Raw genomic sequence first — 16120 nt, forward strand, 5'->3', positions numbered from 1 at the left:
GGATGATGAGCGACAATTAAATTGGCGCCCAATGACATAGCTTCCTCTACCACATCCTCCGTACAGTCCAGTGAACATAAAACACCTGTGAGGGTGGTGTTTCTGTCGCCTGTGATCAAAGTAGCGTTATCGTAGGACTCCTGATAAAATGGCGGTGCAAATGATTCAAGCCATGAAATCAGTTCTCCAATCTTGTATCCCATAATTTTTCTGTTTATTTGATCAAAAATAGTAAATCTGAGGAATGCGCCCCTACGCTTTTTTGCTTTATCCTTTTGCGGTACTTTATAATTTAATCACCAAGATTAGAAATTGGTTTTTTGAGTTGGGGTGGTTAAAGAAAACTAATTCTCCCATAAAGAGTATTTTGGTGGGGAATTTAAGTGTGGGAGGAACCGGAAAAACGCCTATGGTTGAATATTTAATCGAAAAAGTTAAATCGAGGCAAAAAACCGCAACATTAAGTCGAGGATACGGAAGAAAAACAAAAGGATTTCATCAGGCAAAAAGCGGAGTAAAACCCTCGGAAATTGGAGATGAACCATTTCAGATTTTTGAAAAATATGGGGAAGAAATTTCGGTATTTGTGGGTGAAAAAAGGGTGGAAGCTCTCAATGAAATCGCTTTAAATTTCCCTGAATGTGAGTTGATTATTTTAGATGATGCATTTCAGCATCGTTATGTTCAAGCTGATTCAAGTATTTTATTGACGACTTTTGATCAACCATTCTTTTCTGATTTTTTACTTCCAGTGGGAAGATTGAGAGAAAATAGAAATGGTGCAAAAAGGGCGGATTTGATTGTTGTAACTAAATGTCCTCAAGGAATTTTAGACACTGAAAAGAAAGATCTTATAAAAAAGATAAGAAAATATAACCAATTGGCTCCAATCCTATTCAGTTCATTAGGGTATGGTAAACCTTATCCGATCCATCTTGAAAGTCCTTTTACTCGGAATGTAATTTTATTGAGTGGTATTGCGAATGATAAGCAATTGAGGGAATATGTTTCTGAAAATTTTAATTTGCTAGAAACCTTAAAATATCCAGACCATCATGAATATGTTGCCTCTGATTTTAAAAAAATAAAGCAGCTAGTGGAAAAGAATTCCAGTCAAAACCCAATCATTATTACAACAGAAAAAGATGCCGTAAAAGTTAAATCTTATAGTCTTTCTGGAATTCTAGAAGAAATTCCGATTTTTGTACTGCCGATTCAAGTGGTTTTTTCACAAGAAGATGAGCAATACATGGAAAGTTTTATCGAACAGGTAATTCTTCAAAAGAAATAGATTAGGTGAAAATCAAAGTTTTAGGCTTTCTTATATTTTTGGCATTAGGTCTTTCTCAGGCTTTAATGGCACAGCGACCTATAACCACGAATCCCAATCAGCAGCAGAGAACAAGAGAATTGGTAAATCCTGAGGAAGAGGATGAAATAGAAGGCAGAAGGTCGCTTTTAGATGATAGTACCAAACAAGTATATGGGCCTAAAACCAGTCTTTATTTTTTTGAAAAGGATATCAAGAGAAACAATTTGATTTTATATCCTCAGGATACCTCTCTTACAAATTTTCATAGTTATGATCCAGTAGCGAAAAGTGGCTGGAAGTATCAAGACTTAGGAAATATAGGGAGCGCTGCTCAACCGATTTTTTATCAGATACCGGAATTAATAGGTACTAGGTCTGGCTATTCAGCATATGATATCTATTACCACGCTCCGGAGAATAATAAATATTACGACACCAAATCTCCATTCACAGAGATGTCGGCTTTTTTTGGGGGAGGAAATCGAAATATGCTTGATTTGGCCTTTGCCAGAAATATTAATCCAAGATGGAATGTTGGATTTGAATTTCACACGATTAAATCCAGAAAAACATTAAACCCTGTTGCCCGAGATGATAATATGGTTGAACAGACTGCATATTCCCTTCATACGAATTATCGCTCCCAAAATGGTAAATACTGGTTTCTAGGGAATTTCTCTCGAATGAGGCATAAAGTGAATGAAATCGGGGGGATTATTCCTCCAGAAGTGGATAGTACATCTATTTATTTCACATATGAAGATGCTAAAGTCTGGCTTAAGTATTCTCAGGCAAGAGACCTGAGACAAGATTACCATTTCTACCATGAATATAAGGTTCAAGATGGTTTGCAGATCTACCATATTTTTGATAAAAAGAGTCAAGATTTGACTTTTGAAGCAGACTTGACTACATCAGATTCACTTTTTTATCCAAATACAAGATATAATCATCCAGATACAACTAGGAATTTCAATGAGTTTTCCGAATGGAGAAACGAAGTAGGGTTAAAAGGAACATTTGGAGGCTTTTTTTACAATGCTTTTGCAAAATTCCGGACAGGGAGAATGCAAAATAAATTTTTTGATTCCGATGATAACTTTAATGAAGTTTATGTCGGAGGACAGTTGGTAGGGAAAATTTCTGATAAATGGTCTTTAACTGCCAATGGTGAATATTTACTTCCGGGAGCCTATAAATTACACGGTTTATTTGTTTCCCCTTGGATAGAACTTGAATACACCAAAGCATTATATAAACCTACTTCTGTCCAACAAACCTACATGGGGAATCATTATCAATGGGAAAATGATTTTGAAAATACAGGGGTTGATCAGATAAAAGGAAAACTAATTTTAAACTTTGATAAGGTAAGGCTTAGACCGAGCTTGACTATAAATAGGGTAAATAATTATATCTATTTTGATGAAAATAGAATGGCAACCCAAAATGATGGAGAGGCATTTATGCTAATGCCTGGATTGATTGCAAATATCCAGATAGGCAAGAAATTCAGATGGGATAATGAAATAGTATTTACACAAGTTACAGGGGCAGGAAGTGACGCGTTCCGAATCCCACAATTTTTTGCTAATAGTAAATTTTATTTTGACAGTCCGGCATTCAACGAAAACGTATTCATTCAATTTGGGATTGACGTGAGATACAAATCGGATTATTTGGCTGATGCTTACTTTCCCTCCACTCAACAATTCAATATTCAAAACTCATTTAATATCTATGCATATCCAGTAGCAGATATCTTCTTGGATTTTAGAATAAATAGAACCCGTGTTTTACTTAAATACAATCACTTGAATAGTGGCCTGATGAATCGAGAAGGATATTTTGTCACACCTGATTATACTGGCTATAAATCATTCATAGACCTAGGAATTACCTGGTATTTATTTGACTAATATGGAATGGGAAGAGAGCACCAAGCAAAAAATGCTTCATTTGAAGTTACCTACTGATCCTCGATGGGTAAACATTGCGGAAATGCAGATCGAAGATATTCTAATCGATCATGCCTACTGCGAACAGAAAGCTGCTTCATCGTGTATCAGTTTGATTTTGAGGTTTTTTGATCTTCCTGAATTGGTAGATACCTTAACTCCAATTGTATCTGAAGAATGGGGACATTTCGAAAGGGTAATGGAACAAATCCGAAAAAGAGACTTGAATTTTGGTGAACCAAGGAAAGATGAGTACGTGATGAAACTTCAGGGTTTTGTCAAAAAAGGAGGGAATAGATGGCAGCAATTAACAGAGGTATTATTATTAAATGCTTTGATTGAGGCTCGAAGCTGCGAACGATTCAAATTACTTTCGAAAAATATTCAAGATAAAGAATTGCAGAATTTCTATTATGAATTAATGATCTCTGAAGCAGGACATTATGTGACATTTATTGAGTTGGCCAGAAAATACCAAAACCCTGAAAAAGTAAATGTCAGATGGCAAGAATGGTTGACTTATGAAGCGGAAGTTTTAAAAGAAATTGGAGTTAGAGGAGACAGAATGCATTAAAATTGGAAATACTTATCACAGAAATTCCGACTAAAATCCTGAAAGGAAGAACTATCGAAACAAGTTTTGCAAGACAGGAAACTTCCAAACTTTGGAAAGCTTTTCGGGCTTCGATCACACAATCAAAAAAACTAAATCCAACAAAATTTTATTCAATTCAGAGGTATGGTAGTGAATTGAAGGAAGGGGTTTTAAACTTAGATACGGTTTTTGAAAAATGTGCAGCGATCGATTGTGATTTAGAAAAAATTCCTTCTGATTTTGAAGAAGTAGTTTTAGAAGGAGGAATATATGCTGTTTTTGAACACCAGGGATCTCCTTTAGATTTTCAAAATAGCTTACATAATTTTATTCAAAAGTGGCTTCCCAAATCAGGGTATGAATTAGATGCTAGAAACCATTTTGAGACTTTTGATGATAAATATGATCCCTTTTCTGAAAACTCCGTAGAACTTGTATGGATACCAATTATAAAGACTTGATTAATGTTATTGATAGCAAACACTCATAATTTTTGCTAAGGTTTAGTCAAATCAATGTGAATTGTTTAATATTAAAATTAATTAATCAGGAGATTTAAAAAACCTGTTCCAATTCGGACATCTTATGAATTTGATCGAAAATATTCGCGAAGCTTTAAATTCTGTAAAAGTTAATTTATTAAGAACTGTATTAACCGGGGCAATTATCGCAATTGGTATTTCTTCTTTAGTAGGCATGCTTACCGCGATTGATGGAATTAAGACTCAAATTGCTGAAAGTTTTTCGGGTTTGGGGGCCAACTCCTTTGATGTCAGAAATAAAGGATATTCCGGTGGTAGGGCGATTCAACAAGGAGTTACTGAGAAAACTTATCCTAAAATAACTTATAGAGAAACTCAGTCTTTTAAAGAGGAGTATAGTGCTATTGGAATTTCCACAGTATATACTCGTGTAGCTGGAGCAGCAGAGATTAAAAATGGTTCTAAAAAAACAGATCCAAATTCAAGAATTACCGGAGCTGATGAAAACTATTTGAATATTAAAGCGATGAAAATCGAGAATGGAAGAAATTTCAGTAATCTCGAGGTTCAATACGGAAATAATGTTTGTATAGTAGGGACTGAGATTGTTTCTATATTATTTGAACCGAGCGAAGATCCGATCAATAAGAAAATTACGGTTTTTGGAAGGCCTTATGTTATTATCGGAGTTTTGGAAGAACAAGGAGGGGTAGGTCAGGATCAAGGCGCAGATAGGCAAGTAATAATACCTATTGAAAATGCGAGTAGATTAGATAGGAATGGCAATTTCAATTATAATATTACTGCCCTTAGTTCGGATGGAACTAAAATAGAGTATGATATGGGGCAGGCTACAGGAATTATGCGGAAAATCAGACAGGATCGAGTTACAGATGAAGATTCTTTTGATTTGACTAAAAGCCAATCTGTAGCAGAAAGCCTAGAAGAAGTGGCGGGTTATCTTAGAATGGGAGGTTTTGGAATAGGCTTTATTACATTATTAGGTGCCTCTATCGGACTTATGAATATTATGCTGGTTTCTGTAACAGAGAGAACAAGGGAAATAGGAATTAGAAAAGCTTTAGGAGCGACACCACTTAGAATCAGACAACAATTCCTTTTAGAGGCAATTATGATTTGCGTATTGGGCGGTATTATGGGTGTGATTTTAGGGATTGCTATTGGAAACTTAATATCACTGGTGATAGGTGTTGGAGGATTCCTAATTCCATGGTTATGGATGTTCGTGGCATTTTTGATCTGTATTATTGTGGGACTATTATCAGGATATTTTCCTGCTTTTAAAGCAAGTAAACTAGACCCGATCGAATCCTTAAGATATGAGTGATTTCAATTAGGTATAAGTCTATTTAAGATGCTTCCATTTTTTTTTGGAGGCATCTTTTTTTTGTGCATTACTGTGATTTCAATGTTTTTCTTATGGATTTAATAGAGATCCAATTATTTTTCAACAATGAAAAGAAATGAATTTGATGCAATAGTAATTGGGTCTGGAATAAGTGGAGGATGGGCTGCAAAGGAGCTTTGTGAAAAAGGACTCAAAACCTTGGTTCTAGAAAGAGGAAGGGATGTAAAGCATTTAAAAGATTATCCTACCATGACTTCTGCACCATGGGAAATGCCGCATAGGAATCAAATTCCAAGAGAAGATAAAATCGCCAATCCGGTAGTGAATCGTTGTTATGCATATAAAGAGGATACGGAACATTTTTTTGTAAAGGATTCAGAACACCCTTATTTACAAGAAAAGCCTTTTGATTGGGTGAGAGGGTATCAGGTAGGAGGTAAATCTTTGATCTGGGCAAGACAAACCCAGCGTTGGAGCAAATATGATTTTGAAGGACCGGGAAGAGATGGCTTTGCCGTCGATTGGCCAATTAGGTATGAGGATATAGCCTCTTGGTATAGTCATGTGGAGCGTTTTGTCGGGATCAGTGGTAGTTATGAAGGCTTAGATACCTTGCCAGATGGGGAGTTTTTGAAAGCTTGGGAGATGAATTGTGTGGAAAAGGAAATTCAGAAACGCATTAAAGATGCCTATTCTGACAGAGATGTGATTATTGGTCGATGTGCTCATCTCACAGAACCAAAGGAAGTTCATTTAGCTCAAGGCAGAGGCCAATGTATGGCCCGAAATCAATGTTATCGAGGTTGTCCTTTTGGTGGGTATTTTAGTTCAAATTCGTCTACTTTACCTACCGCTGGAAAAACTGGAAATCTAACCTTGAGACCAGATTCTGTCGTTCATTCATTGATTTACGATGATCAAAAAGGAAAAGTAACAGGGGTCAGGATCGTGGATAGATTGACAAAGGAAAGTTCAGAATATTACGCAAAGGTTATTTTTGTAAATGCTTCTGCTTTGAATTCAAACCTGATTTTACTGAATAGTATTTCCAATCGCTTTCCTAATGGGTTGGGAAATGATTCAGGAGTTTTAGGGAAATATATTGCTTTTCATAACTATAGGGGTTCGATAGGAGCATCCTATGAAGGGTTCGGTGATCAATACTATTTTGGAAGAAGACCTACAGCGGTGATGATGCCCAATTTCCGAAATGTAAAAAAGCAAGAAATGGATTTCTTAAGAGGCTATATGACTTTTTATTCAGCAGGTAGAGCTGGATTTGGCCATGCCGATGCTCCATTTGGACCTGATTTTAAAAAGGAAAATACAAAACCGGGTCCTTGGTCTGTATACATGATGATGCAAGGAGAGACAATCCCAAAGGAAACTAACCAAGTTTCCTTAAGTCCTGATCAGAAGGATGACTGGGATATTCCTCTGTTAAAGGTAAATGTGGATTATGATGCAAATGACGAAATGATCTTGAAGGATTTCCATGATCAAGGAGAGGAGATGCTCACTAAAGCAGGTTGTATGAATATTCGAAAATCTGATAGCAACCAAGCACCTGGCCTTGATATTCATGAGATGGGCGGTATTAGAATGGGGAGGGATCCTGATACTTCTATGCTAAATGGATTTAACCAAATGCATTTAGCACCAAATGTATTTGTAACGGACGGAGCCTGTATGACTTCTACTGGTACGCAAAATCCTTCCATTACTTATATGGCATTGACAGCCAGAGCAGTAGATTATGCGGTTAAAGAAATGCGGAAAGGAAATATTCGATAGTCTCTTTTTAGGGCTTTGAAAAACCTATAATTTTCTATCTTTATGCATCAAATAAGGGGTGCCCTAAATTATACGGGCTGAGATCATACCCATCGGCAAGAAATTGCTGAACACCTGATCCGGGTAGTGCCGGCGTAGGGATTAGATTACTTGTTCTCCCTTTTTTGAATAATTGTTATTCATTATTCAAATGGAAAATTTTACGGATTTTAATCTGCTTTTTGAGCAGGTTCAAGCCACAAGTTTGCTTGAATGGTTAGCGGTCAGTTTTGGAGTGACTGAAGTATTACTTGCTAAAAAAAATAATATTTTGCTGTACCCCGCAGGAATTATTGGGATTGTCTGCTCCTCTTTTCTTCTTATTGAAGCAAAACTATATGCGGAAACACTTCTGCATGGGTATTATTTAGTGATGAGTATTTATGGATGGATCCTATGGAAAGATAATTCAAAATCCGGAGCAAGGCAGATTTCGAGGAGTACGGCAACAGATCAAAAAATCACTTGGGCAATAGCCATGGGGGGTTGGGTCTTGTTATATTTTGCTTTAGAAAATTTCACTGATTCGGATGTGCCTCTAGTCGATGCATTTGTTTCTTCAACCGCATGGGCTGGGATGTGGCTATTGGCCAAAAGGAAACTAGAAAATTGGATTTGGCTAAATGTATCTAATCTCATTGCAATTCCATTACTCTTTCAGAAGCAACTAATATTAATTTCATTATTAACCATTTTTCTTTTTGTGGTGGCTATTTTTGGTTATTTGGATTGGAAAAAAGAACTAGAAAAAAGTAATGCAGTCTATAGAGCCCTTTAATCATGAATTAGCTACAAAGGCTGAGAAGCTGGGTAAATTACCTAAGGAATGGCTAGAAGTTATTTACCAAGAAAAATGGTTCCAACTGTTCGTTCCAAAAAGCTTGAATGGATTAGGAATGGACTTTTTGGAAGCTCTAAAAGTGGAGGAAAAACTAGCCAGGCTTGATGGGAGTTTAGGTTGGACTGTGACACTTTGTGCAGGTGCCGCTTGGTTTACAGGCTTTTTAAATGAATCACTCTGCAATGAAGTTTTTCCCAAGAAAGACCTTTGTTTTGCTGGAAGCGGATATGTGGGTGGGAAGGCTCAAAAAATAGGAAACGAGTATTTAATTCAAGGTAGTTGGACTTACGCATCGGGGGCATTGCATGCCACTCACTTCACGGCCAATTGTGAATTAATTGAGAATGGGAACCCTTTGCTGGATGATCAGGGAAATCCAATTATTAAGGCATTTATTCTTAAAAAAGAGGAGGTAGAGATTCTTGATGGCTGGAATTACATGGGAATGATTGCGACGGGTAGTCATGCATTTAAAGCTGATAAAATCAGTGTTCCACTTAATCGGTGTTTTGAAATAAAACCTAAAATGGCAACGCTAGAGGACCCAATTTTTCAAGTTCCATTTTTACAATTTGCAGAAGCAACTTTGGCCGTTAATATTTTAGGAATAGCTTCACATTTAATAGACTTAGTTGAGGAGTCTTTTTGGATGAGACATGATTATCGATCTTATGATAAAAAACATCTGGCCTACTTTGAAAGTATTTTATCTAATAAAAGGAAAAAACTCAAAAAGCAAAAAAAGAAGTTTTATGATCAAGTAGAAGTGTTTTGGGAGAGTTTAGAAAAGGATAGAAAATCATCCGAACAACATCTTTCGGATGTGAGCAAGTACAGCAGAAAACTTACTGGAACTTGTAGAAAGGCAACTTCTGAATTATTTCCTTTTTCTGGGCTTCATGGAGCTAAAACCCAAACTGAACTAAATAGAGTATGGAGAGATTTTAATACGGTAAGTCAACATTCCTTATTGATATTTCCTTTTTAAAGAAGCTCTGATTTATTCAAACTGCTTAAAGACCATCATTGTCCTGTTTGGGATATAAGCTAATATGCATTGATTTTTATCAGTAAAATATTTGACTTTAAGATCAAGCCTTTCAAATCCACCAAATTCTTTTTGATCAGAATCAAGGATAATCTTGTAGGTTCCATGTTTTGGAACATAGATTGGAAATCCAAAAAAGGACTCTGTGGGATGGAATGAAAAAACAAAAATTAATCCCGCACGCTCATAGGCCAATATTTTCTTGTCGGGGTCCAAATGAAGTTGAACAGCAGGTTTGGAAGCTAAAATTTCAAATTCATTGGCTAGCTTGATCATTTCATTATCCCAAGCGTTTAATTGTGCATATCTTAATAAAGGATCTGCAATTAAAGACCATTGACGTCGTGCATGCTGGTAGCTCCAATCGTTTCCTTCCCTTGGAAAATCAATCCATTCGGGATGACCAAATTCGTTACCGATGAAATTTAAATATCCTTCTCCTCCCAAACTCATAGTGATAATCCGGATCAATTTATGAAGTGCAATTCCACGATCCACGATAAGATTTTGCGCCAGCACAGTCATAGAAAAATACATCTCTTTATCCATTAGCCTGAAAGCCATTGTTTTGTCTCCAACTAAAGCCTGATCATGACTTTCTGCATAGCAGATCGACCTTTCTTTGATTGGTCTATTAGAAAGCTGATGCCAAAGCTCAAACATATCCCACTCTTCATCTTTTTTGTGTTTGAGTGTTTTAATCCAATAATCGGGAACTCCCATTGCCATTCGGAAGTCAAAACCTATTCCACCATCTTCTATTTTTCTTGCCAAACCTGGCATACCGCTAACATCTTCTGCGATTGAAATACTTGTGGGTTTGAAATCATGGATCAGTTTATTGGCAAGTTGGAGATAAACGATAGCATCTTCATCTACTTGCTTATCAAAGTAAAGATCTACCTTATCGAAATCCATAAATAAACCATGGTGCTTATACATAATGGAAGTAACACCATCAAATCTAAATCCATCAAAATGGAACTCCTCTAACCAATAGCGAATATTGCTGAGTAAAAACTGCTTTACTTCCCATTTCGAATAATCAAAAACTTTGGAATCCCAACCTTCATGATAGCCCCTCGCGCCTGGATGAAAATACTGATGGTCACTTCCGTCAAATTCATTAAGCCCTTCATTTGTATTTTTAATTGCATGGGAATGAACTATATCCATTACGACAGCTATCTCCATTTCATGTGCTTTGTTAACCAATGATTTTAGCTCTTCGGGGGTACCAAACCTCGAAGTTGGGGCAAAGAAATTTGAAATATGATAGCCAAAAGAGCCATAATATGGATGTTCCATAACAGCCATCAATTGGATCGTATTATATCCTGCAGCTTTTATTTTAGGCAAAGTAATTTCTTCAAACTCTTTGTATGTTCCGACGCCAAGTTTTTCCTGAGCCATTCCTACATGGCATTCATAAATTAAAGGCTGGTGAAGGCTTTCTTTTGAGGAATAGGATTGATCTGACCATTGAAAACTTTCCCCAAACCAAAGTTGACCGGCAAAATCATGATTTTTTTCATCCTGAATCGCTCTTCTTATATAAGCAGGAATTCTATCAAGTGCACCATTTGCCCCAATTACATGCACTTTAACTTTACTGCCATGGGTAAATTTATCTTTGTATTTATCGTAGGGTAGAAAAATCTCCCAATCACCTCTGGGGCTTTTTTTCATCGGGTGAGATTTTCTATCCCAGTTGTTAAAATCCCCGAAAAAAAATAATTCTTCTGCTGCAGGAGCCCACTCACGGTAGACCCAACCATTTCTCCAAGATTCAAAATGAATACCAAAGAATTCATGAATTGTAGCAAATTCTAAAATGCTCCCACTGAAATTTTCAATTTCTTTTAAGGCAGATTGATAATTTTCAAATCGATGTCTTATTACCTCTGCATATTCAGAAAGCCAAGGTTCTTCTCGCACCAAAGCGAATTCAGTTGAATCTTTCACGTGATGAATTTTAAGCTAATTTGAATTTAGAAAAATGTAAGAGAAAATAAGCATCACTTTTAAGTTTCCAATCCTAAATCTTTTGAGTAAAAAAATAAAAGCGTCTTGAAAAGACTTTCAAGACGCTTTTAATCGTTAAGATTTTAATTTCAGAAATTTATATTAAATCTGTTTTTCTTGGGTTTGGACCATATTTATTAATGGCATTTTCTCCCTGTTTTGCAGCAAGCCAAATAAATCCAATAAAATTTATTGGCGGTGGTATCAAAAGATATAAGGCATACTTCCAATCAAGACCGATGTCATGGAGTCTTTTGATGGCTTGGATTATCAATACAGAAATTGAACTTATAAGTACAATACCAGCCCCATAAAAAACCATCCAAGATTCAGTTTGGAAACTATCCCATAACATCAATAAGCAAAGTATATTGATGAAATAAAAAATAATGAACATCACTAAATACTTTCTTCTAGTAATTCTTCCTTCTGGTTTAAATAATGAATTCATACTTATAAAACAGTGTAAAGCATGAATTGTTTAAAACCATAGGTGTAAAACTAAAAAAGGTTTAGTGTTTTTCGTACACGAATTCAGGCTCTATTACCTCCACGTTCCCCTTATCATTTATTTGATCCAAAGTGACCCGCCTTACTTCATTAACTAAGATTGGGTCATATTTTGCAGCAACGCGAATGTAATTTTCAGTAAAACCGTGGATTTTTCCATCTTCCACATCTTCCTCAAATAACACTGAAAAAGTTTTTCCAAGATTCTCTTCATAGAATTTTCTCCGCTTCTTATCAGAAAGGATTCTTAGCATTTTCGAACGCTCATTTCGCTTTTTCTTAGGAACCACCCCACCCATTTCGATAGCTCTGGTGTTGGCTCTCTCAGAATAGGTAAAAACATGTAAATATGAAATATCAAGTTCATTTATGAAATTATATGTTTCTAAAAAAAGCTCATCGGTTTCCCCTGGAAAACCAACGATTATATCTACGCCAATGCAGGCATGAGGCATCAAAGTTTTTATTTTAGAAACCCGGTCTTCATATAATTCCCGGAGATATCTTCTTCCCATTTTTCTAAGGATGGTATTTGAACCTGACTGCAGTGGAACATGAAAATGAGGAACAAACCTTTTTGACTTTGCCGCAAAGCTGATTATTTCATTGGTCAAAAGATTGGGCTCAATAGACGAAATTCTAAATCTGTTTATTCCTTCGACCTCATCTAATGCAAATACTAAGTCAGCAAATCTCTCGTTTCTTTTTCCTTCTACAATGCCAAAGTCTCCAATATTTACTCCTGTGAGTACAATTTCTTTAACTCCTGAGGCAGCTATTTCTTCCGCAGACTTTACAACACTCTCTATTGTATTACTTCTACTTTTTCCTCTCGCCAATGGGATTGTACAAAAAGCGCATCCATAATTACACCCATCCTGAACTTTTAAGAAAGTCCTGGTTCGATCATTTATTGAATATGCATTATTATAAATAGTGGCCTCTTGAATTTCCGAAGCCAAAACCTTTGTTTCCTGAGCTTTAGCGAAATCGTCTAGAAGTTCTATTAGACGAAATTTTTCAGCAGCTCCGAGAACTGCATCTACTCCATCAATTTCAGAAATTTCCTTCGGCTTTAATTGGGCGTAACAACCAATAATCGTTACGTAAGAATTTGGAGAAATCTTTTTTGCTTCCTTAACAATTTTTTTACACTTTTTATCAGCATTCTCCGTAACGGAACAGGTATTTATGATAAAAATGTCAGGGTTTTCCTGGAAATCTACCTTTAAAAAACCCTTTTCTTCAAACTGTCTACTAATTGTAGAAGTTTCCGAGAAGTTAAGCTTACAACCAAGTGTATAAAACGCTACCTTTTTCACAATTATTCTCCTTCTTTAGAAAGATGCAAAGGTAATTATTCTCTTGATGTTTTCAATTCTATAATTTCTGAGCTAAAAATCACTTTATTGACGGAAATGGTGTCAAAAAGACCATGATTTTTTAAAAAAAATGTAAATTTTTCAAAAAATGAGCTCAAAAATTGACCATTTTCATTTTCGAGTCAGTATTTTTCTATTTTTGTATGTATAATTTTAAACCACAAATTGTAGATATGGCAACACTCAGACAACAAGCCTTGTCAATGGTGCAGGCTAGACAGCGAGTAGCTGTGAAAGCACCATCCACCAAAATTTCTAATTATTTTGGCGATAACGTGTTTGGAACAGCACAAATGAAGGTTTCTTTAGCTCCAACTGTTTTCAAAAAAGTAATGGAAGCAATTGACAAAGGAACAAAGATTGATGTTTCAACTGCAGAAGAAATTGCATCCGCAGTGAAAACCTGGGCTCTTGCTAAAGGTGTTACTCATTATACTCACTGGTTTCAACCACTAACAGGTTCAACCGCAGAAAAGCATGATTCATTTTTTGATGCCTTAGGTGGACTTGAAAAATTTAAAGGAAGTGCATTAGTTCAGCAAGAACCTGATGCTTCATCTTTTCCAAACGGTGGTATCAGATCTACATTCGAAGCCAGAGGCTATACAGCTTGGGATCCATCTTCTCCAATTTTCATCTTTGAAAATACGCTTTGTATCCCAACTATTTTTGTGTCTTACACGGGAGAGGCGCTGGATTACAAAACTCCTTTATTAAAGTCCATGGAGGCAATCAATGAGGCAGCTATTCAGGTGTGTCAATTATTTGATAGAAATGTAAAAAAGGTATTTCCTTCATTGGGTGTTGAGCAAGAATATTTTGTGATTGACAAAGCACTTTTTGCGGCAAGACCTGATTTGGTAATGGCGGGCAGAACTGTTTTTGGACATAGTCCGGCAAGAGGTCAGCAATTAGATGATCATTATTTTGGTTCAATTCCTACACGAGTTAAAGATTTCATGGTTGACTTTGAAATTGAATCTCATAAATTGGGTATTCCAGTAATGACAAGACATAATGAGGTAGCTCCAGGTCAATTTGAAGTGGCTCCATTATTTGAAGAAATCAATAAGGCAACAGATCACAACCAATTGCTAATGGATGTGATGGAAAAAGTTGCAGAGAGACATGATTTGAAAGTTCTTCTCCATGAAAAGCCATTTGCAGGTGTTAATGGTAGCGGGAAACATAATAACTGGTCTTTAATTACTGATACAGGAGTTAATCTTTTTCAACCAAGTAATTCTGCGAGAGAGAATCTTCAGTTCTTGACCTTCTTAGTCGCTACAATAAAGGCTGTCTATGATTATTCTGACCTATTAAGAGCTAGTATTGCGTCTGCAGGAAATGATCACAGATTAGGAGCTAATGAAGCCCCTCCTGCTATAATCTCTGTTTTCTTAGGAGCAACTCTTACTGAAGTTTTAGACGAACTTGAGAAAAATGGAAACATCAAGATTGAAAAAGGTGATAACATGTATATGAAGTTGGGGATTTCTAAAATTCCTGAAATCATACTTGATAATACCGATAGAAACAGAACTTCGCCATTTGCTTTCACCGGAAACAAATTTGAATTCCGTGCTGTAGGTTCTCAGGCAAACGTTGCTGGCCCAATGACTGCCTTAAATGTGATCGTTGCCGATGTCTTGAAGACAATGATCAAAGACATTGATAAAGAAATGGCAGCTGGAAAGGAAAAGAAAATTGCCATTGTTAATGTATTGAGAAAATACATCAAGGATAGTAAAAAAGTTAGGTTTGAAGGAGATGGATATTCCGAGGCTTGGGCAAATGAAGCAGAAAAGAGAGGATTATCTAATTTGAAATCTACTCCAATTGCTCTTGATATTTACGCGAAAAAAGAGACTAACGAACTGTTTGAAAGACATAATGTGATGAACAAGATTGAGTTGCATGCTCGTCATGAAATCATGTTAGAGAATTTTATTAAGAAAGTTCAGATTGAAGGTCGTGTTATGGGTGATTTGGCTTTAAATCACATTATTCCAACTGCAATTCTATATCAGAATAAAATGATTGAGAATGCAAATGGATTGAAGGGTCTTGGTCTAGATCATACTGCTGCAGTTGAGACTATTAAAGAAGTTTCTAAACACATAGAATCTTTGAAGTCCAATATTACAGCAATGATTGAGGCTAGAAAGAAACTTAATAAGGAGGAGGATATCGTGAAAATGGCTAAAGGATATCAAACTGAGGTGAAGGAAGCTTATTTTGATAAAATTAGATATTCTGTTGATAAACTGGAGTTGTTGGTTGATGATGAATCTTGGCCATTAGTGAAGTATAGAGAAATGCTGTTTTTGAGATAGTTAACCTCAAAATCTATTTATTTAAAACCTCTCATTTTTTGAGAGGTTTTTTTTTGCTCTAAGAATAAAATTTATTAACTGTTATCAAATTAGAATTAAATTTTATTTATGGTAGGTATCAATAAACAAAATATTGTATAGGAGCTCAGCTAGATGTTTAAAATAAATTTAATTTTGAATAACTTTTTTAAAAAATTTATTTATTTAACCTGCTTATAGTAAAAAATATTATAAAATTGTTTTGAATAGATTATGAAATTTTTAGATTTACCGAATAGACTTGTGGCTACTGCAGTTTTTTATTTGTAAATGACACAGTTTCAGGCTTTTCGATAATTAATTTTTCTTAGATCCAAAAAATATTATTGTTGAAAGTCTAACACCAGTCAATCTATAACTCATTTAATTTCTAATCATTAATTACTTGCT

The 16120-nt window shown here is 35.7% G+C and carries 13 protein-coding genes and 1 riboswitch; of the genes, 9 read left to right on the forward strand and 4 right to left on the reverse strand.

The features are described from left to right. A partial coding sequence (locus tag Q0L68_RS07370; protein WP_296701277.1) for a Nif3-like dinuclear metal center hexameric protein occupies positions 1-203 on the reverse strand: 203 nt, incomplete at its 3' end. A gap of 41 nt (positions 204-244) precedes the next feature. Here Q0L68_RS07370 and lpxK point away from each other — a divergent pair. The 8 genes from lpxK (at position 245) to Q0L68_RS07410 (ending at position 9378) form a co-directional block, all read left to right on the forward strand. After that, positions 245-1291, forward strand: coding sequence for a tetraacyldisaccharide 4'-kinase (gene lpxK, locus Q0L68_RS07375; protein ID WP_296701279.1), 1047 nt, complete (start codon positions 245-247; stop codon positions 1289-1291). A 5-nt stretch (positions 1292-1296) separates the two neighbouring features. Continuing rightward, positions 1297-3231 (forward strand): putative porin, encoded by a 1935-nt coding sequence (locus Q0L68_RS07380; protein ID WP_296701280.1) that lies wholly within the window; start codon positions 1297-1299, stop codon positions 3229-3231. 1 nt (position 3232) lies between these two features. Then, positions 3233-3844 carry a tRNA-(ms[2]io[6]A)-hydroxylase gene (locus tag Q0L68_RS07385; RefSeq protein WP_296701282.1) on the forward strand — a complete coding sequence of 204 codons (612 nt, stop codon included), beginning with the start codon at positions 3233-3235 and terminating at the stop codon, positions 3842-3844. A 2-nt stretch (positions 3845-3846) separates the two neighbouring features. Continuing rightward, complete coding sequence (locus tag Q0L68_RS07390; RefSeq protein ID WP_296701283.1) at positions 3847-4326, forward strand: GyrI-like domain-containing protein; 480 nt, start codon at positions 3847-3849, stop codon at positions 4324-4326. 124 nt (positions 4327-4450) lie between these two features. Beyond that, positions 4451-5695: an ABC transporter permease gene (locus tag Q0L68_RS07395; protein WP_296701285.1), complete on the forward strand. Its 1245-nt coding sequence runs from the start codon at positions 4451-4453 to the stop codon at positions 5693-5695. Between the two features lie 126 nt (positions 5696-5821). Continuing rightward, positions 5822-7510, forward strand: a complete 1689-nt coding sequence (locus Q0L68_RS07400; RefSeq protein ID WP_296701286.1) for a GMC family oxidoreductase — start codon at positions 5822-5824, stop codon at positions 7508-7510. Positions 7511-7552: 42 nt separating this feature from the next. Further along, positions 7553-7668, forward strand: a riboswitch (TPP riboswitch). A gap of 32 nt (positions 7669-7700) precedes the next feature. Beyond that, positions 7701-8327, forward strand: a complete 627-nt coding sequence (gene pnuC / locus Q0L68_RS07405) for a nicotinamide riboside transporter PnuC (protein WP_296701287.1) — start codon at positions 7701-7703, stop codon at positions 8325-8327. Further along, on the forward strand, positions 8305-9378 hold the full coding sequence (locus Q0L68_RS07410) for an acyl-CoA dehydrogenase family protein (protein ID WP_296701289.1): 1074 nt from the start codon (positions 8305-8307) through the stop codon (positions 9376-9378). The genes pnuC and Q0L68_RS07410 overlap by 23 nt, the downstream gene beginning before the upstream one ends. A 12-nt stretch (positions 9379-9390) precedes the next feature. Here the strand turns inward: Q0L68_RS07410 and Q0L68_RS07415 are convergent, their stop codons facing one another. The 3 genes from Q0L68_RS07415 to mtaB all read right to left on the reverse strand — a co-directional run bounded on the left by Q0L68_RS07415 (position 9391) and on the right by mtaB (position 13295). Beyond that, positions 9391-11403 (reverse strand): alpha amylase C-terminal domain-containing protein, encoded by a 2013-nt coding sequence (locus Q0L68_RS07415; RefSeq protein WP_296701291.1) that lies wholly within the window; start codon positions 11401-11403, stop codon positions 9391-9393. A gap of 157 nt (positions 11404-11560) precedes the next feature. Beyond that, positions 11561-11914: a DUF805 domain-containing protein gene (locus Q0L68_RS07420; protein WP_296701292.1), complete on the reverse strand. Its 354-nt coding sequence runs from the start codon at positions 11912-11914 to the stop codon at positions 11561-11563. Positions 11915-11975: 61 nt separating this feature from the next. Beyond that, positions 11976-13295: a tRNA (N(6)-L-threonylcarbamoyladenosine(37)-C(2))-methylthiotransferase MtaB gene (gene mtaB / locus Q0L68_RS07425; protein ID WP_296701294.1), complete on the reverse strand. Its 1320-nt coding sequence runs from the start codon at positions 13293-13295 to the stop codon at positions 11976-11978. Between the two features lie 233 nt (positions 13296-13528). Here mtaB and Q0L68_RS07430 point away from each other — a divergent pair, with 233 nt between their 5' ends. Further along, positions 13529-15691 carry a glutamine synthetase III gene (locus Q0L68_RS07430; RefSeq protein WP_296701296.1) on the forward strand — a complete coding sequence of 721 codons (2163 nt, stop codon included), beginning with the start codon at positions 13529-13531 and terminating at the stop codon, positions 15689-15691. Positions 15692-16120: the final 429 nt, after the last annotated feature.

The organism is Algoriphagus sp., from assembly GCF_024642405.1.
Classification (GTDB): Bacteria; Bacteroidota; Bacteroidia; order Cytophagales; family Cyclobacteriaceae; genus Algoriphagus.